12 protein-coding genes are annotated in these 19484 nt (G+C 41.8%); 1 reads left to right on the forward strand and 11 read right to left on the reverse strand.

All coding sequences use genetic code 11. The annotated features are described in order from the left end of the window. Positions 1-418 precede the first annotated feature (418 nt). From bgaA to miaA, 7 genes are all read right to left on the reverse strand, one after another. On the reverse strand, positions 419-7657 hold the full coding sequence (gene bgaA / locus E7Y33_RS07315) for an LPXTG-anchored adhesin/beta-galactosidase BgaA (RefSeq protein WP_139690085.1): 7239 nt from the start codon (positions 7655-7657) through the stop codon (positions 419-421). A gap of 250 nt (positions 7658-7907) precedes the next feature. Further along, positions 7908-8663: an SDR family NAD(P)-dependent oxidoreductase gene (locus E7Y33_RS07320; protein WP_139690086.1), complete on the reverse strand. Its 756-nt coding sequence runs from the start codon at positions 8661-8663 to the stop codon at positions 7908-7910. Between the two features lie 28 nt (positions 8664-8691). Beyond that, on the reverse strand, positions 8692-9183 hold the full coding sequence (locus tag E7Y33_RS07325) for a DUF7832 domain-containing protein (protein WP_139690087.1): 492 nt from the start codon (positions 9181-9183) through the stop codon (positions 8692-8694). Positions 9184-9211: 28 nt separating this feature from the next. Continuing rightward, the gene (gene rnz / locus E7Y33_RS07330) at positions 9212-10141 is read right to left on the reverse strand and encodes a ribonuclease Z (protein ID WP_139690088.1); all 930 of its coding nucleotides are present in this window, start codon (positions 10139-10141) and stop codon (positions 9212-9214) included. Between the two features lie 14 nt (positions 10142-10155). Beyond that, on the reverse strand, positions 10156-10779 hold the full coding sequence (locus E7Y33_RS07335) for a cystathionine beta-lyase (protein WP_139690089.1): 624 nt from the start codon (positions 10777-10779) through the stop codon (positions 10156-10158). Beyond that, positions 10772-12010, reverse strand: a complete 1239-nt coding sequence (gene hflX, locus E7Y33_RS07340) for a GTPase HflX (protein ID WP_139690090.1) — start codon at positions 12008-12010, stop codon at positions 10772-10774. Before hflX ends, E7Y33_RS07335 begins: the two co-directional genes overlap by 8 nt. Beyond that, on the reverse strand, positions 12003-12887 hold the full coding sequence (miaA, locus tag E7Y33_RS07345; RefSeq protein ID WP_139690091.1) for a tRNA (adenosine(37)-N6)-dimethylallyltransferase MiaA: 885 nt from the start codon (positions 12885-12887) through the stop codon (positions 12003-12005). The genes hflX and miaA overlap by 8 nt, the downstream gene beginning before the upstream one ends. A gap of 120 nt (positions 12888-13007) precedes the next feature. On the opposite strand from miaA, the gene E7Y33_RS07350 reads away from it, so the two are divergent. Further along, positions 13008-13178, forward strand: a complete 171-nt coding sequence (locus tag E7Y33_RS07350; RefSeq protein WP_001051782.1) for a DUF3042 family protein — start codon at positions 13008-13010, stop codon at positions 13176-13178. Between the two features lie 42 nt (positions 13179-13220). Here the strand turns inward: E7Y33_RS07350 and E7Y33_RS07355 are convergent, their stop codons facing one another. The 4 genes from E7Y33_RS07355 to pabB form a co-directional block, all read right to left on the reverse strand. Next, positions 13221-14060 (reverse strand): thymidylate synthase, encoded by an 840-nt coding sequence (locus E7Y33_RS07355; RefSeq protein ID WP_139690092.1) that lies wholly within the window; start codon positions 14058-14060, stop codon positions 13221-13223. Between the two features lie 98 nt (positions 14061-14158). Next, on the reverse strand, positions 14159-15118 hold the full coding sequence (locus tag E7Y33_RS07360; protein WP_000078589.1) for an ROK family glucokinase: 960 nt from the start codon (positions 15116-15118) through the stop codon (positions 14159-14161). 125 nt (positions 15119-15243) lie between these two features. Continuing rightward, entirely contained in the window at positions 15244-17637 is a 2394-nt protein-coding gene (locus tag E7Y33_RS07365; protein ID WP_139690093.1) for an Ltp family lipoprotein, read from the reverse strand. 119 nt (positions 17638-17756) lie between these two features. Further along, positions 17757-19472 carry an aminodeoxychorismate synthase component I gene (gene pabB / locus E7Y33_RS07370; protein ID WP_139690094.1) on the reverse strand — a complete coding sequence of 572 codons (1716 nt, stop codon included), beginning with the start codon at positions 19470-19472 and terminating at the stop codon, positions 17757-17759. Positions 19473-19484 lie beyond the last annotated feature (12 nt).

A 19484-nucleotide genomic window follows, 5' to 3' on the forward strand; every position in this document is an offset into this window, starting at 1 on the left:
TTTAATATAGAAACCTCCTTTAATTTCATTATAAAACAAAATTAACTTTTTTTGTAATATTATGAGGTTATTGCCTTTTGAAAATATTGACACAGTGTAAAATTACTGCCATAAAAACTAATTCTTTCATCAGACTGAAGTTTCTTTAAGTATAGTGTACACTTACGAACAACTTCTCTTTTAAACAAACAGAAAGAAACATTGCACAAAACATTACATTTATTTATAAGTTTGATACGCCTTAATAATTATCCAAACTATTTTATATAAGTAAAAATCAGAAGAGATTTAGCAATAGTCATACACCATACTGGTAAATAGTTTAATTTAGCATATTTCATTATTCTGAATCATAGAAAAAAGACCAGGAGGTTATCCCTGATCTTTCTTTACTGTACTTATTGGCTACTAAATGAGATTAGTCTTCTTTTCTACCTTTAGTGGCCACTAGACCTGCACTCAAACCAAGAAGAGCTAAACCTGCTGCTAGAGCTGCTTGACTTTCTGCACTTCCTGTATTTGGTAACTGTTCTTTTTGAACCTGACTAGCTTCATTTGAAGAAATTTCTTTTGTATCTGTTTTTTCTGATACTTGTGGTTTTGTAGATTCTTGAGGTACTGGTTTAGTTGTTTCACTAGCCGTACCGACTTCTACGATGCGATCCTGAGCCATAACTTTATCATAGCTATCCTTTTCAGTTCGCTTACCATTTTCAACTTCGATCAAGTGAACACGGATACCTTGTCTTCCTTCTTGGAGAACACGAGTTTGACCCGCTGGAAGCTTGTCATTCTTTTGTTCCTGAACCTTGAAATCGATGGCTTCTTCTTCTGAGATAAGCTCTGGAAGATTAAGAACGAGGTTCTTCACTTCATCTTCTGGAAGGGCGGTTCCTGGTTTTGTTCCGACTTCTACAATGCGATCTTGAGCCATGACTTTATTATAGCTTTCTTTTTCAGTCCGCTTGCCATTTTCAACTTCGATCAAGTGAATGCGAATACCCTTTTGACCTTCTTGGAGGATACGAGTTTCACCTAGATACAACTTATCAGACTTACGTTCCTGAACCTTGAAATCAATTGTTTCTTCTTCGATTACAAGTTCTGGTCTGTTAAGGACTAGGTTCTTCACTTCATCTTCTGGAAGGGAGGTTCCTGGTTTAGTTCCAACCAAGACGATGCGGTCTGTCGGAGCCTCTACCACTTCACGGAGTTTTTCTTCCTTACTTCCACTAGGATTAACCGCTGTGAAGATCCGTTCCTTACCAACTTTTCCTTCTTGTTCTACACGAGTTTCACCTAGATACAGGGTTGAATCCTTTTTCTCAACTGTCTTATAGGCCAAATTTTTTTCAACAAATTCGAGTTTTGGAAGATCTTCTTGTACAGCAGCAACAGTCTTCTCAGAAACTGGTTTTTCCTTAGTCAAGTGGATACGGTATTCCTTGACTTGTTTTCCACTTTCTGAAACAAAGCGAACAAGTACTGGAAGGCTATCGTCTCCGCTATCTACAACTGTTGAAGCTACTTGATTGCTTTCTTCGACTGAGACTTTTGGACGTTGACCTTTATAGGTGATTTGGTAGTCTTGACGATCTTCAGCGAAATCAGGAAGCTCTTTTCCATCTACAAGAATCTTCGATTGGGTACTTTCTTGAGGCAATTCACTTGGTGCAAGGAAGGTCATCTCAATCATCGCAACACCGCTCTTGTCAGCTTTACGCTCCATACGCCATCTCATGGCTTTGGCTTTGACAGCTTTAAATGTTACGTTGATTTCATCACCAGCTGCAATGTCTTTATCCGCACGATAAGGCACAGTTTCCCAATTTTCTGGATTGTTGAATGGATGGCCTGCGTCGTAGGCTTGATAGTTTGAATAGTAGGTAGGTACTTCAAAGTCTGGGCCAATATAGCGTTCCAAAACGAGTTTAGATGGGGCATCCGTACCACTATCTGCAAAGAAATGAAGTTTGGCTTGCGCAACAGTCCGTTCTACAATCTTACCATTTTCACGGAAAATCACACCCGCTGATACCTCTGGGTTAGAAGATGGTGTTGGAGACCAGTTTGTCCAACGACGATTTTCTGAATGATTTCCGTCATTGAGATAGTCCACACGGTCATGGGAGTTTCTATCAATGTCGTTAGTGGCTGAAGCAAAGGCGCGGTTACTATTTTCATCATACTCTGGGTTATTTGAAAGAGCTTCACCAAGTTTGTCTGTCACTCGTACAGTGAACTCAGCAACAAGATCACTACCAAGGACACGACCTCGAACGGTAAATTGACCTGCTTTTGTCAGATTTTCTGCTGGAACTTCTTCCCATTCAACTGCCAAATCTTTTGTTTCGTAACCGTCTTTACCTGTGAAGTAAACAGGAAGCTTAGTTGGCAATTCAAGCGGTTGCCCTACTTGTAGTAAGCGAGCTTGTTTGACCGCGGCAACTGGTTTACGAGAGAGCAAGTCTTTATTGCTTGTAAAGTGTAGACGGTATTCTCCTAGGATGTCACCATTTTCAGCTTTCGCGATAACACGAACTGGCTCACCTTCACGAACGCTTGGAACGACGGTAGCGAGACCATTGTTGCTAACACTTGCTGTTACTGCAGGAACTTTTCCATCTACAGACTCAAGATAGTAGTCTGTCAAATCAGGATTGAAGTTTGCTAAGTCTTTACCGTCAACTTGGATTCTTGTTTGTCCTTGTTTGGCTGCTGCGACTTGTTTCGCAAAAATTTGTACTTCTGTGATAGACGTTCCTTTCTTGCTATCAAGTCGAACCATACGAATGCGAACCGCATAGGTCTCAACTTTATCAAAGCTAAAATGATTCATTTCTCCAGCTTTTAATTGAGCTGGTGCTTTGAGATTGCTTACCTCTTTCCAGTTTGCAGGATCATTAAAGGCATGGTTTTCCTCACCTACAAAGCTAGGGTTTTTAGGGGCTGTTGGAACGGTCTTACCGACATAATATTCAATCACATAAGACTTCGGTACACCAACTCCGTGGTCTTCGTGGAATCCGACACTTAAGTTATCAACAGAGCGTTTGCTCAAAATACCTGAATCTCCGAATAGGACACCAACTGAAGCTTCTGGATTAGTACGGTTCCAGTTTGTCCAACGGTTAGCTGGGCGGTCATTAAAGGAAATCAATTTATCGTTGACGTTTGAAACAGGATCAGTTGGATTTGAGTCTGAAGCAAAGGCAAGTGGCAATTCTGAACCGGTCCATTGGTCAGAAATATTTGCTCCCTTCTCAGTTTGAGCAGATACGCGAACATGAAGTTTAGTTGTTAATTGCGTACCTTCTAGGCGACCATTAACTGTAAAGACACCTTCCTTGGCGTATTGGTCTGGACGAATCGTATCCCATGTAACCTTAGCTGATGAAACGTGACCATTTGAATCGTAGGTGCGAACACTTTCTGGTAATTGCGGCGCTTCTGCAATTGGAGTTGTCACACTGACTTCTTCAACTGAAACGATGCCTTCTACAGATACTTTAGCACGCGCTTCAAGATCCAGACCTTCAACTTTACCTAGAACTTCAAAGGTTTGATAGTGGTCGAGTTTTTCTTTTGGAATGGCTTGCCAAGTGACTTTGTGGGCTTTAGGGAAACCTTTGTCGTACTCAACTGTTACTGTTGCTGGAAGACTTGGTTCCTGATGCAAGTCTGTGACTACGTTTACAGGACGGATAGATTGCGCAACCTTCTTCTCAGTGTTGGCCTGAATCGTGAGATTGATTTGACCTGAAGCCCCCTCATATTCTGCTTTGAGAGTGACTGTTCCTGGCTTATGTAACTCAAGCATTCCTTTACGAACCGCGACTTCCCCTTCACCAATTGTAGAGAAGGTCACTTTATCAGCTGGTAAAACTGCTTGTGTTCCGTCTTGATAGTGAGCGAGTACAGACAATTTCACTGTTTGGTCTTCTTTAAGACCGTCAGCTTGCTCTACTTGTAAGCTCAAGTGGTCAATTTTCGGTGCTTCTTCAAGGAATTGAATTGCATAGGTTTGAAGAGGTCCACCATCTTTTGGTTGAACATAGATGCTTGCACGCATGCCGTTTGCTGCACTTGCTTGGACTACAGTAACATCCGCATTTTCAGCACTTGCTACAACTTCTGGCAAGGATGCACCGTAAGCAAGAGTTCGATATTGCATTGGATTTTGAGTAGTAAGACCAGTGACAGATTCGCCACCAACAGTTACAGTTGGTACTGCAGGAGCCGCAGGATTACCTTCTTCTACCACAAGGGTAGCGTGAATAGTCTCACCACCCAGTTGACCAGTCATTTGAATACGTGATCCTGCAACTGACAGTTTAGCTTTATCTGCTTCCGAAATCTCCCACTTATCAACTTCGTATTCTTGTACGCTTCCATCCGTAACAGCAATAGAAACGTATTTGTCAACAGCGCTCAAGTCTGTTCCTGGAGCAACACGCTTAACAGTTGGAAGCTCATTTGCGATTGCTAGAATTTCGACACGGGCCTCAACTTCGCGTCCGTCTGCCATACCTTTAACAGTCACAACTCCTGCTTGGCTCACATCAACTGAAGACCAAGTTACTGGACGTTTTTCACGACTGCCATCACTATAGACAAAAGCGACGGTCTTCGGCATTTTTGGCTCTTTCTCAATAACAGTACGTACTTTTGGTACTTCTGTTCCGAGAACGGTCTTTTCTTGGTCTTCTTTTTTACCAGTAAAGACCGTTACTTGACCAGATTTCAAGAGATCTGAATGGGCTGTTAGAGTGAATTTACCTGCTTGCTCAGTTGATTTAACAATGGCAACCCCTTTACCGTTAAAGGCTCTACGGATCCAAGAACCGTCTGGTTGCGCCTTGTAGCGTTCACGGCTGGCTTGTTCCCCATTATCTACACCGACAAGTTGACCTTGGCCATGTAATTGGAAGCGAACCAGATTATTAGCAGTTGGTACCACATTTCCTTCACTGTCTACGATTTCATAGTAGATGTAAGTCAAGTCTTTTCCATCTGCAGCGATTGCGTGTTCTTCCTTGATGAGACGAACACCTGCTGGTTGACCTGCAGTCGTGATCTTGTCACGTGCAATTTCTTTTCCAGCTTCATCACGAGCTACTGCTTCTAAAGTACCTGGTTGGTAAGCAACCTTCCACTCAAGGTAGAGTTCCTTGGCATTGGCACCTTCTTGGTAAGTTCGTCCATCGCTAGTTTGTTTTTTGTTGAACTTTTTAACACCGAGAGATTGACCGTTCAAGAACAATTCAACGCTTGCAGCGTTTGAGTAAGCACGAACTGGGATTTTTCCGTCTGAATCTTCAACTTTCGATGCCAATTCTCTATTTTCCCAGTTCCAGTGAGGAAGAAGGTGTACCATCGGTTTCTTCTTGGCAGAAACCCATTGGCTTTGGTAGAGATAGAAGTCATGTTTTGGAATACCTGCTGTATCTACGATACCAAAGTAAGAACTCTTAACTGGTGTATTGTTTTGGTTGTGCCATGGTGTAGGCTCACCAATATAGTCCGTACCTGTCCAGATAAACTGTCCAGCATAGCCAGCATTGTCACGGTCAAAAGTCCATGAAGCGGTTGCCGTTTTACCCCAACCAACACGATCATTTCCATAATCTGACTGTTCATAGTTACGATAAGCTTGGTTGCTATGTACCAATTCTTGTTCAGGACGATAATAGCTACCGCGTGTACGGGTTGCTGAAGATGTTTCTGAACCGTAAATCAACCAGTTTGGATGTTTCGCACGAAGTTTCTTGTAGTTGTCTTCTGAGTAGTTGAAACCAACTGCATCGAGTTCATTAGCAATTTTCTCATGATCACCGCTACCATCACCGAAGCGGAACTTATCTGCTCCCATGGTAACATAACGTGTAGTATCAACATCTTTAATCACTTTTACTAAGCGTTTAACCGTTGCAAGAGAGTGAGCATTGCCATTAGCTTCACCGATTTCGTTTCCGATAGACCACATGAAGACAGCTGGGTTATTTTTATCTCTTTCGACCATGGTACGGAGATCATAGTCAGACCATTTTTCACCTTTTCTAGCTTCTGGGTGAGTGGCATCTTTTTCAAAGAAACGTCCGTAGTCATAAGGTTTCTTACCACCATACCACGTATCAAAAGCCTCTTCCTGCACCAGCAAACCAAGTTCTGCTGCGATTTGCAAGGTCTGTGGACTTGCAGGGTTATGAGTTGTACGGATGGCGTTAACGCCCATCTCCTTCATTTGTTTGAGACGACGGTATTCTGCCTTATAGTTTTCTTCTGCTCCAAGCGCTCCGTGGTCATGGTGCAAGGAAACACCATGGAATTTAATGCGTTCACCATTCAAAGAGAAGCCTTCATTTGGAGTCCAATGATAGTAACGGTAACCAAACAAATCTTTCTTAGCATCCACCAATTGACCGTCACGGTAAACACGCGTAATCAATTCGTACAAGGCTGGTTTGTCATTTAAAACTGTCCAGAGTTTTGGTTGTTCCACTTCTAAAATAGCATCAAGACTTGTTGATTCATGTGCTTTCAAGGTACGACTCGCTGTACGAACCAAACCTGTCACAGCCTGACCACCACGTTCAACGATTTGATACTCTGCCACCAATTCATGGTCTTTATCATCTGTATTGACGATTTTGCTGGCCACATGAGTTTCAACCTTGCCGTGTTGCTGTTCTTCAAGTTTTGGTGTCAAGATGGTTGTCCCATTTTTCTCAACATGAACCTTATCTGTCACTTGCAAGGTCACATCACGGTAGATACCACTACCTGAGTACCAACGGCTACTTGGTTGTTTGTTGACTGCATGGACAGCAATCACATTCTCACGACCATCTTTGTGAAGATACTTTGTGATATCGTATGAGAACTGGTTATAACCATTTGGATAATGTCCCACTAACTGGCCATTGACATAGACTTGAGAATCCATGTAAACACCATCAAATGTTACACGAACATTTTTCTTGAGATCTTTTTCATCAAGTTTAAAGGTCTTGCGATACCAAGCTTCACCACCATTGAGCTGTCCACCCTCGTTTTGGGCAGGTGACTGATGGTCAAAATCGTTAAAGATACTCCAGTCGTGTGGGAGATCCAATTTTTGCCATGTTGATACGTCTGCATCTGATTTCACAGCTTCTTTAGGATTCGCATTGAGTTTAAAGTGCCAATTTTGATTAAAATTCACTTTTCTATCTTCAATCATTTGATTCACTTCTTCATTTGTCGCAGCTTTCAACTCTTCCTTGACAGGCTTTTCTTGACTTGAAGCTTGAGATTCTACCTTTGGAGCTGTTTCTTCAGGCTTTAGAGATGCTTTCTCCTCTTTTGGAGCTACAGGTTCATCTTCTTTCACCTCTGGTTTGCTTGATTCAATTGGTGCAGCTTGGCTTTGATCCACACTTGCAGCATCCTTGTGCTCTGCTACAGCTTGATGTTCTTTTTCCTCCACTGCTGGACTTTCCTCTTTTGCTTGTTTTACAGTATGCGCAATAGGTGTTTCATCCGCAAAAACTGGTGATTCTCCAACGACACTTCCTTCAAATAGAACAGCGCAGGTTCCAATCATGACAGAGCAAGCTCCTACAGCAAACTTACGAATACTGTAGACTCTTTTACGATTCCAATGGCCTTTTTCCATAAAATCCTCCTTTAGTAACCGCTTCCATTTCTTTGTAAGCGTATTACTTTTTCATAGCCTTTTACCCTTATTTTATAAAATAATATAGGAAATTTCAATACCCTAAACACAAAAAATCATATTTTTGATTGTTTTTTCTAAAATTTGTAGAAGATTCGAAAAAAGTGAATGTAGATTTAGAACAAAAACAAACAAATTTTTGACACTCAGTTCAATATTATAAAAAAGTTCCTTTTGTAAGGAACTCCTTTTACTTATAATTAAAAGTCTCCCCTGCCAACTTATCAGCTAGCTTGGGAAAGAGAGTATAAAATATGTGGGCTAAATTGAGCAAAAAAGGAAGATTGAGTTCTCGTTTATTTTTCCCTATGGTTTTGACAATCTTTTTAGCAACCGCATCTGGTTCTAAGAGAAATCGCTCAACAGACTTGAGATAGCTGCCATCTGGGTCTGCCTGGTCAAAAAATCCAGTTCGGATTGGTCCTGGATTGACCGTAGTCACATAGATACCATAGGGCATGAGTTCAAGGCGTAGAGCGTTGGAAAAACCAATAGCCGCAAACTTGGTCGCTGAGTAGAGACTGGATTTCCCTGTAGCTATCAAACCTGCCATGCTGACGATATTGATGATATGGCCTTTTCGGTTTTCTTTCATGCGAGCTCCAAGACGACGAGACAGATTCATCAGAGCAAAGGTATTGACCTCGAACATCTGGTGAATGTTTTGATCAGAGATCCGGTCGAATTCTTCAAAAATTCCATAGCCAGCATTGTTAATCAAGACATCAATCTTGCCATAACGGAGATGGAGATCAGCTACCAGAGCTTCTAGGGCTGAGTCATCAGTAATATCGATTTCAATCAATTCCACATTAGGATGATTTCCATATAGTTGGGCTAATTTTTCCTTATTTCTACCAAGTAGAATCAGTTGGTCATCTGGCAGGAGGTTAACCATTTCTTGGGCTAAGCCACCGCTTGCCCCAGTGATAATGATGGTGCGCATCTCTATTCCTTTCAAAGTGTTGGTCGATTTAATGAAATCTTTTTCCAGCTAAATAGTGAGCATAAACTTGGTCAATGACAGGAGCAAACAGATGATAATCCTCCCAGCTACCTAAAAATTCTAAAGGCAAGTCATATAAGTCATTGACTACAAATTCGGAATAATCATCCATATACTGATGTTCATAATAGTCATTTACAAAAGCCTGAAAATTCTTTGTAATATCCATTGTTCCCAGTTTACCATCGCACCAGTCTAAAAGATAATCAACACCCAAAGTTTGCTCATTTTTTACACTTTGGAATACCGTTTCTTCATCAGGAGACATCAGTTCTTTGGCATCATGCTGGATGAGCCAAGTAACGAAAAAACCGATATGATTCGCAGCCCAACGATAAATCTCCCGATAATCTTTTTGAGTTAGCTCTTCTTTTTGTAATGAATAGCTGTGCAAGTAGTTGGATAATGCATTCTCAAAATACCAATCCGCTTTATCCAATAAACGATTTTCAACTGTCATCTTATTTCCCTCTCAACGAACTATAACATTATAACTCAACTTCTTCCAAGTCTTTAACAACATGGACATTTTCAAAGACACTAGCAGCATCTTTCTTAAGCTGACTAATATCCTTTGAGAGGAAACGAGCACTGATATGATTGAGCAAGAGGCGCTTAGCACCGGCTTCTGCTGCTACTTGTGCTGCCTGCATATTGGTTGAGTGACCGTGATTGCGAGCAATTTTTTCATCTCCCTTACCATAAGTCGACTCATGAACCAGGACATCTGCATTGACAGCTAGACGCACACTGGCATTGGTTTTGCGGGTGTCACCAAGTATGGTGATAATCTTACCAGGACGGGGAGCTGAGATATAGTCAGCAGCCTTGATTTCCGTCCCATCTTCGAGAACAACATCCTGACCGTTTTTGATTTTTCCAAAAAGCGGGCCGAACGGAACACCAGCAGCCTTGAGTTTTTCAGCATCCAAGGTACCTTCTAAGTCCTTTTGCATGACACGATAACCAACGCAGAAAATAGTGTGGTCCAACTCCTCTGCATACACAGTGAATTTATCTGTCTCAAGGATCTTCCCTAGAGAATCTTGGTCAAACTCATGAAAATGAATACGATAAGGCAGACGAGAACCTGACACACGAAGACTGGTTAAGACAAATGACTTGATCCCTTGGGGGCCATAAATTTCCAAATCTGTTTGCTCTTCATTGGCCTGAAAAGCACGGCTAGAAAGAAATCCTGGCAAGCCAAAGATATGGTCTCCATGCAAGTGAGTGATAAAGATTTTGCTGACCTTACGGGGTCGAATCGTGGTTTCCAGAATGCGATTTTGCGTTCCTTCGCCACAGTCAAAGAGCCAGACTTCGTTAATCTCGTCCAAGAGTTTGAGGGCAAGACTTGAAACGTTGCGGGCTTTAGAGGGCTGACCAGCCCCCGTTCCTAAAAATTGAATATCCATTCGATACTTTCTAATTAATCAATATATAACATGGCTGTGCGATTTTCCGAGCGGAAATAGCGCTTGCCAGAAAAAACTCTAGCTTCTTGCAGTAAATCCTCTTGGCTATAGCCTTTGAGACGTTTTCGACCATCAGCCAAGCTTTCCAAATCAGTCAAAGCTGTGAGACTCTCCACACTAACAACTTCCTCTTCTCCGACATCCTTCATGTAAATCTTTCCAGACTCTTCAAAGACGAGTTGATGGGGGAAAATTTGTGCAATCTCAAAGAGCAAGTCAGCTGTGATTGCTTCCTCAGTTTCTGAGAAAATCCGTCCAAGACCTTCTTCCTCATAGCAAAATCCAAAGGATTTACCAGACAGATTCAGACGAATAAAGGGCTTGTTTTCAAAGGTGAAACTTGGCTCAGTATTGTAGAGGTTCAGTTCCTGACTGACTTCTGAAAAATAATCCGTCGCAGCTTCAGGACTCTTTTTCTGGTAGAGTTCAGCAAAGTAGGCATTGACTACACTCGGAGGAGGTGTGATGAGAGCCAACTGCTCTTGCTCTGTTTTGCCAGCTAGAAGTTGATCTAGATAGACCTTATCCAGACTTGTATAACCTCCATACTTTAGAGCTAAAGTTTTAATATCAGTCATAAAATTCCTCTAACCTCCATTTATTTTTTTCGGAAATATAGCCTGTGATCACTTCACCGTCCTCCTGATAATCGCGATCTTCCAGAATCGCTACACTTTCTAAATCATGAATCTTGTAAGACTTCGAAAAGGGCACCCGTAGAGTAAATGCTTCAAAAATTTCCTTAATCTTCTCCAAAAACAATGCTTGCAGCTGCTCACGACTATCCTCAGACTTGGCAGAAATGAGGGCATACGGTGTTTGAGTAGGCGTGAAATCCTCCACCAAATCCGCTTTATTATAAAGGGTCAAGCGAGGAATGTCCTCCATGTCCAAATCTTTCATGATAGACAGAACCGTTTTTTCATGCTCCTCATGATAAGGATTGCTAGCATCAATGACATGAACTAGAAGGTCTACATGCTTGCTTTCTTCCAAGGTCGACTTGAAACTGGACACCAATTCTGTCGGCAAATCTTGAATAAAGCCCACGGTATCTGTCAAAGTTACTTGGAGATTTCCCCCCAGATGGATGCTTTTTGTCGTCGCATCCAGAGTTGCAAATAGCTCATCTGCTTCGTACTGGGTCTTACTGGTTAAGCTGTTCATGATAGTTGACTTCCCAGCATTGGTGTAACCAATCAAACCAATCTTAAAGGTACTCGACTCCAAACGTTTTTCTCTGACCGTAGCTCGGTTTTTCTCAACGATCTTGAGCTGACGCTCGATGTCTGTGATTTGGTTGCGAACACTACGACGATTCAGCTCCAGTTGGCTTTCACCAGGTCCACGGGAACCAATTCCCCCTGCCTGACGGCTGAGCATAATCCCTTGACCAACCAAGCGAGGCAAGAGATATTTGAGCTGAGCCAAATGCACTTGGAGTTTACCTTCATGGCTTCGAGCCCGCATGGCAAAGATATCCAAAATCAACTGCATACGGTCAATCACCTTAACACCGAGAACTTCCTCCAAATTGACATTTTGCCGTGGAGTCAAGCGATTATTGACGATGACAGTGCTAATTTCTTCCGCATCAACCATCAGTGCAATTTCTTCCAACTTACCAGAGCCAACAAAAGTCTTGGAATCATATTTTTCACGTTTTTGTCTATAACTATCTACTACGACTGCTCCAGCAGTCGCAGCCATACTAGCCAACTCTTCCATGGAGAGGTCGAAATTTTCCATACCCTGCAGTTCCACACCGATGAGCAGGACCCGTTCCTCTTTTTTCTCCGTTTCAATCATTTAAAAACTCCTCAATCTGGCTTAGAATACGCTCTTTCACGTCAGACTCTCCTATCTGATAAAAGGTCACCTGCATGCGATTACGGAACCAGGTCAACTGACGCTTGGCAAAACGACGGGTAGCCTGTTTGAGACTCTCGCTGGCTTCCTTGAGAGTCTGTTCCCCACGGAAATATGGAAAGAGTTCCTTGTAGCCAATTCCTTTGGCAGCTTGAACATCTGGATAGTGGTCAAAAAGCCACTTGGCCTCATCCAAAAGCCCAGCCTCAAACATAAGATCTACTCGGCGATTGATACGTTCATAAAGCTGACTGCGTTCATCATCCAAGCAGATAATCAAAGGTTCATAAGGACTTTCCTGATTTTCCAAATCCTGACCAAAATGGACAATTTCCAAGGCGCGCATGGCACGACGACGGTTAAACTGGGGAATTTCAAGGCCTGCCTGCTCCACAAGATTGGCTAATTCTTCATCTGAATAAGACTCTAAACTAGCTCGATAGGCTAAAATCTCCTCATGAGGTGTCTCCCCACCTAGATGGTAGCCTTCCAGCAAACTCTGGATATAAAGTCCGGTACCTCCCGCTATAATAGCAAGCTTGCCTCGACTTTGAATGTCTTCTATAGCCTTCTTAGCTTCTGAAACAAAATCAAAAGCCGAGTAAGACTCGGTCACCTCTCTGACATCAATCAAATGATGAGGAACAGCAGCTTGCTCCTCTGGACTAGCTTTGGCCGTCCCAATATCTAACCTTCTGTATACTTGCTGACTGTCACCGCTGACCACCTCTCCACCAAAGCGCTTGGCCACTTCAATAGCAAGGGCTGTCTTCCCAACAGCGGTCGGTCCAACAATCACAATTATTTTTGTTTTCATCTTTTTTCCTTGAAAAATTTCCATTTTTTCGTTACTATTATTATATCACAAAAAGGTCAGTCAGAAAAATGCTACCACTTGGGGAGCCTGGCTGATCGGGAAGATAAAGGAGGAAGACTCATGGCTAAAGGATTCGCTAAAGGTCTTGTAACAGGTGTCGCAGGAACTGTCGCTGCCGTTGCAGGTGCAGTATACGCAATTAAAAAGAAAGTAATTGAGCCAGAAGAGCAAAAAGCAGCTTTCATCGAAGAAAACCGCAAAAAAGCAGCTCGCCGCCGCGTATCACATTAAGCAACAAAAGAAGTTGAGAAATCTCAACTTCTTTTTATTTTCTTAAATAGCCAAATCAAACTTCAGTTGTGGCTTGACTGGATCATAGTCAACCAACTCAAAGTCTTCCGCTTTGATATCAAAGAAATTAGTCCCATCAGGAACATTTAAAACCAAGCGTGGTTGGCAGTTTGACGGCTCACGACGGAGCAATTCCTCTGCTTGTTCAAACTGATTATCATAGATATGAAGGTTGTTGATAAAATAGAAAAACTTCCCAACCTTCCAGCCGAAATGCTTGGCAATCATCATCTGAAGAGCCACATACTGCATAGCATTGATGTGGTGGGCCACCAACATATCATTCGAACGCTGGGTCAAGGTCGCATCCAGATAGATTTCCCCATCTACTCGACGGACATCAAACATGGTCTGAAAGGCGCATGGAAGGAGGCCGTCTGTCTCCTCAAATGCTTGGTAGTCCCAGAGTGAGATGATATTGCGACGATTCCAAGGATTGGCTTCCAACTGCTTGAGTATCTTATTAATGATGTCGTGTTTCTTAACGACTGCCCCATAGCGCTCACCGATGGTTCCTGTATCCCCCACTTCCCAGTCATTCCAGTAGTGAACATTGTACTTGTTATTGAGCACTTCTAGGCTATTAGACTGATCTTGGTAAATCCAAAGGACTTCTTTGATGGCGGATTTGATTGCAATGGGTCGCAAGGTCGTGATGGGGAATTCCCCCTTGGCCAAATCATACTCCGCAAAGGCACCCGTTACGTACTTAGAATTGGCAACTGTCCCATCCTTATACTTAGGACGTGCCTGCTCAGAAAAGACACCTTCTTTAAGAATTCGTTCAATATTCTCTTTAAAAATCGTATCTGCTTTTGTCATTTACTATCACCTCATTTATAGTCCTAACTAGTATAGCATAAAAAAAGAAAGGAGGAAAATCACTAGCTTTAAAGTAGTGTTTTTCCCCCTTTTTTATCTTATTGCAATACAAGCGACGCTGCTCCAATAACTCCAGCGTCATTTCCTAGAGTTGCAAGAGCTAATTTAGTTGTTGTGCGTACTTGTGGGAAGGTATTTTCGTCATAAACCTTTTGAACGCCTTGGAGAAGGAATTCTCCCGCAGCGGACACCCCACCACCGATAACGATTGTTGAAGGATTGAGGATGGAACCGATATTGGCACAAGCGATTCCCAAGTAACGTGAGAAGTTACGGTAAACGATCAAAGCAAGGTCGTCCCCTTCTTTTGCAAGGTCAAAGACAGTTTTAGCAGTTACTTCTTCTCCATCGTCGATCAAGCGTTTCAAGGCCGCATCGCCTTCGTATTCATCAGCATAACGACGTGTCAAGTTGACAATCCCTGTTGCAGAAGCAACTGTCTCAAGACAGCCTTTTTTACCACAGGTACATGCGATTGGTTGGTCAAAGTCAACAGTGATGTGACCAAGCTCTCCTGCCGCACCAGCAACACCGTGAAGCAGTTTTCCTTCAGCGACGATACCACCACCAACACCGGTACCAAGTGTCATAAAGACAACGTCTGGTTGGTTGTCACCAGCACCCATCCAGCGCTCACCAAGAGCAGCTACATTGGCATCATTATCGATGAAGAATGGGATCCCCAAGGCTTTTTCAATCTTTTCTTTGATTGGTTGAAGGGTTTTCCAGTTGAGGTTGTAGGCACCGATAACAGTCCCTTTTTCACGGTCAACCACACCAGGTGAACCCATGCCAATGCCTCGGAAATCCGTAGCAGACAATCCAAGCAAGTCCAAGCGATGCTGAATAGACTCAATCATATCGTCTACAATATGGCTTCCTTCATCCAAAATGTTGGTCTTGATAGACCATTTTTCTTGGATTTCTCCCTCTTGAGTTAAAATTGCGAACTTAACAGATGTACCACCAAGGTCAATCCCAATAATCTTTTGACTCATCGTCTTCTCCTTTTTAATTGAAAATGCTTACAGATATAGTATAACAAAATCGTTAGATTTGTGCAAAGGTTTGCAGGCTACAAGCCAAAATTAAAACATCTCATTTGCTTCACTATTTGTAAAAATTAGTCACCTAAATGTTGAATGGCATAGTTGGCTTCTTCTTTAGTAAATTTTCTAAAATAAGGAGAAGTTAGCCTCTCATAAATTTCTGTCTTTGAGAGATTGTTATATTTTCGGTATTCTCTTGCTTGAGCTAAGGCATTCGCCTTATAGTCTGCTTGCAAATGATTGATAGCATATTGTGCAGTGTCACTATTAAAACCTTCATAAATTAACATCTCATAAATTCTTTTTTTTGACAAATGAATCCTATTATAATCTTGTGCTGTCTTTAAAGCTGCTGAGTATGGATTCCCGGCTGCTGGTTTTGGTTGCCGCACACCATCGTTTCCTACATAGTAACGACCACCATCTACCCATTTGCCCCTTACCATTTTGCCTTCAGAATCAACATAATAACGGCCACCATCTACCCATTCATTCTTGGCCAACTTTCCATCTGATTTATAATAATAGTATCCTACCCATTTATTGCGAGGATAGCTGCCTTCTGATGGTATATTAAGTTTTTGAATGGCATAGTTGGCTTCTTCTTTGGTAAATTTTCTAAAATAAGGAGAAGTTAGCCTCTCATAAATTTCTGTCTTTGAGAGATTGTTATATTTTTGGTATTCTCTTGCTTGAGCTAAGGCATTCGCCTTATAGTCTGCTTGCAAATGATTGATAGCATATTGTGCAGTGTCACTATTAAAACCTTCATAAATTAACATCTCATAAATTCTTTTTTTTGACAAATGAATCCTATTATAATCTTGTGCTGTCTTTAAAGCTGCTGAGTATGGATTCCCGGCTGCTGGTTTTGGTTGCCGCACACCATCGTTTCCTACATAGTAACGGCCACCATCTACCCATTTGTCCCTAGCCATTTTACCGTCTGATTCAACATAATAACGGCCACCATCTACCCATTCATTCTTGGCCATCTTACCATCTGATTTGAGATAATATTTACCTATCCATTTGTTGCGAGCGTAGCTGCCTTCTGCTGTTAGATAATAATAGGAACCATAGTTTTTATCATAAATCCAGTCACTTTTAACCTTTTTTCCATCAGAATCAACATAATAACGACCACCATCTACCCATTCATTTTTAGCTCTCTTTCCATCTGATTTGAGGTAGTAATTTCCTACCCAGCCAGACTGAACTTTAGATTGTGATTTATCCTGTTTAGAAGTTGTTTCTTTAGCTTTTTCAGTCGGTTTTTGTGCTGGTGTTTTCGGTTTATCAGCAGGTTTTTGTGCTGGTGTTTTCGGTTTATCAGCAGGTTTTTGTGCTGGTGTTTTCGGTTTATCAGCAGGTTTTGGTGCTGGTGTTTTTGGTTTCTCAGCAGGTTTTTGTGCTGGTGTTTTCGGTTTCTCAGCAGGTTTTTGTGCTGGTGTTTTTGGTTTCTCAGCTGGTTTTGGTGCCGGCTTTGGCGCTGGTTTTGGTTGCCACACACCATCGTATCCTACATAATAACGACCACCATCTACCCATTCATTTTTGGCCATCTTACCATCTGATTTTAGATAGTAATTACCTACCCATTTGTTGCGAGCGTAGCTTCCTTCTGCTGTTAGATAATAATAGGATCCATAGTTTTTGTCATAAATCCACTCAGCTTTAGCCATCTTACCATCTGATTTAAGATAGTAATTGCCTACCCATGTGTTGCGAGCGTAGCTGCCTTCTCCTGTTAAATAATAATATGACCCATAGTTATTGTCATAAATCCATTCATTTTTAGCTCTTTTCCCGTCTGATTTAAGATAGTAATTACCTACCCATGCATTTCGAGCGTAGCTACCTTCTGCTGTTAGATAATAATAGGATCCATAGTTTTTATCATAAATCCATTCACTCTTAGCCATTTTACCATCTGATTTAAGATAGTAATTGCCTACCCAAGCATTTTGGACATAGTTTCCCGAAGCATTTAGATAGAAATAAGAATTAGCTTTTTTATCAAAAATCCACTTATTAGTAACTTTAGTACCATTTTCATAGTACGATGAGCCTACCCAACCAGACTGAGCTGTAGATTTGGACTTATCCTCTTTAGGACTTGTATTTTTAGGTTTCTCAGCAGGTTTTTGAGCTGGTGTTTTCGGTTTCTCAGCGGGTTTCGGCGCTGATTTTGGTTCTGGTTTCGGTGCTGGTTTTGGTTCTGGTTTCGGTGCTGGTGTTTTTGGTTTCTCAGCAGGATTTTGCGCTGGTGTTTTTGATTTCTCAGCTTGATTTGACGCCGAAGTTGTATTCTCTTTTACAACCTTACCATTTTTAGATGCATCCTTTTCTTGAGCAGAAACATGCTGAGCCGAAAAAGGAAAGTCTCCAGTTGTATCTGATAATGCAATAAGTCCCAGTGTTGCAGTTGCTAAGCTGGTTACTAAAATTTTTTTTGATTTTTTCATAAAAATCTCCATTATTTTTATTGATTTATACTTATAGTATACCATATATTTAATTTTGCTTTCAAATCAAATATTAAATATTCAGAAATAAATCTAAAACTTAATTGAAAAATCCATAATTATATCACTTCCAACTCATACAATCCTCTGACTGCGTTACAGCCATAGATAGTTTCCGCTTGGTCCAAGTCTGGCACAGTCAAGACTTTTTCCTCTACCTGTCCTGTTTCTAGCAAATGCTGACGGTAAATTCCTGGCAAAATTCCAAGTCTGATAGGCGGTGTGTAGAGTTTACCATTAATTTTTAAGACCAGATTTCCAATAGAGGTTTCAAGCAATTCTCCTGCTACATTATGGTAAATGATTTCCTGTTCCCCTAGACTTAAATGTGGTCTGTGAGTGGTTTTAAAGTAGGTAAATGATTGATTCAAATCAGCTTCCTGAAGGCAAAGTTTTGCTTTGCAGAAGCTTGGACTAAGGGATGTTAAGATTTGGCGACTGAGTTCTATCTCTCCAGATTTGCTGAGACTAATTCGCAAACGGTAGTCTTGGTGGGAATCACAAACTTGGCACTCTTCCTCTATCTTTTGTCTCAGGTCTTCTGGGTCAAAAGGAAAGGAAAAATAACGACTCGCCTTTATCAGTCTTTCCAGATGTTGATCCTCAAACAGCAGTTGTTTTTGACTGACTTTCCCAGTTGTAATCAATTGGAAACGTGCTTGTTTACGATAGAGAATAGTCGCCTTTTGATGAACCTCTCGGTATTCAGATTCCCAAGTGCTGTCCCAAGTAATGCCTCCGCCAACTCCATAGATGGCTTTTTCTTGATGCAGTTGAATAGTCCGAATGGCGACGTTAAAAATCCGGCGCCCATTTGGAAGTAAGAGACCAATCGTTCCGCAGTAGACTCCACGCGGTTGAGGCTCCAAGTTCTTGATAATTTTCATGGTCGCTATCTTGGGAGCTCCCGTGATGGATCCACAAGGAAAGAGAGAGCGAAAAATGGTAACCAAATCCACATCCGATCGTAACTGACTCTTAATGGTCGAAGTCATCTGCCAAACGGTCGAATACTGCTCTACTTGGCACAGACGCTCCACATGCTCACTACCTACTTCAGAAATACGGTTCATATCGTTGCGCAAGAGATCCACAATCATCATATTTTCAGAGCGATTTTTAGGATCCTGTTCTAGCCAGCTAGCTTGGGCAAGGTCTTCTTGGTCAGTCACTCCCCGCTGGGTTGTTCCCTTCATTGGACGAGTCGTTAATTCTCGGTCATTTTGCTCGAAAAAGAGCTCTGGACTCATAGAAATCACAGCCATATCATCATGCTCTACGTAGGCATTGTAGCCCGCTTCCTGCTCCACCACCATGCGATTGTAGATAGCAAAAGGATTCGCACTTAAATTCTGTTTAAGTTGGACAGTATAATTGACCTGATAAGTATCCCCTTGTCTTAAATGATGGTGAATTTGGGCAATAGCCTTTTCATAGTCCTCAGCTGATGTTATTTCCTGCCAGTTTGATGGCAAATCCACCTCCTCATAAGTCAGAGGAATACTGGATGTTTCAACACTGTCATGAACGGTGAAATAGAGGAGATACTCTCCCAGTAAGGGAGCCTTGTGGACTGCTAATTTTTCCTCAAAAGCAGGTGCAGCCTCATAGCTAACATAACCAACCACATAATAGCCTTGCTCTTGGTAGCTTTCCACTTGTGCTAACAAATTCGTCACTTCTGCTAAATCTCTGGTTTTTAACTCTCTGATCGGCTGGGTGAAGATGTATCTCTCGCCCAAAGCCCTAAAATCAATCACTGTTTTTCTATGCATATCCTAAGTATA

Source organism: Streptococcus oralis (assembly GCF_006175905.1).
Taxonomy (GTDB): domain Bacteria; phylum Bacillota; class Bacilli; order Lactobacillales; family Streptococcaceae; genus Streptococcus; species Streptococcus oralis_BG.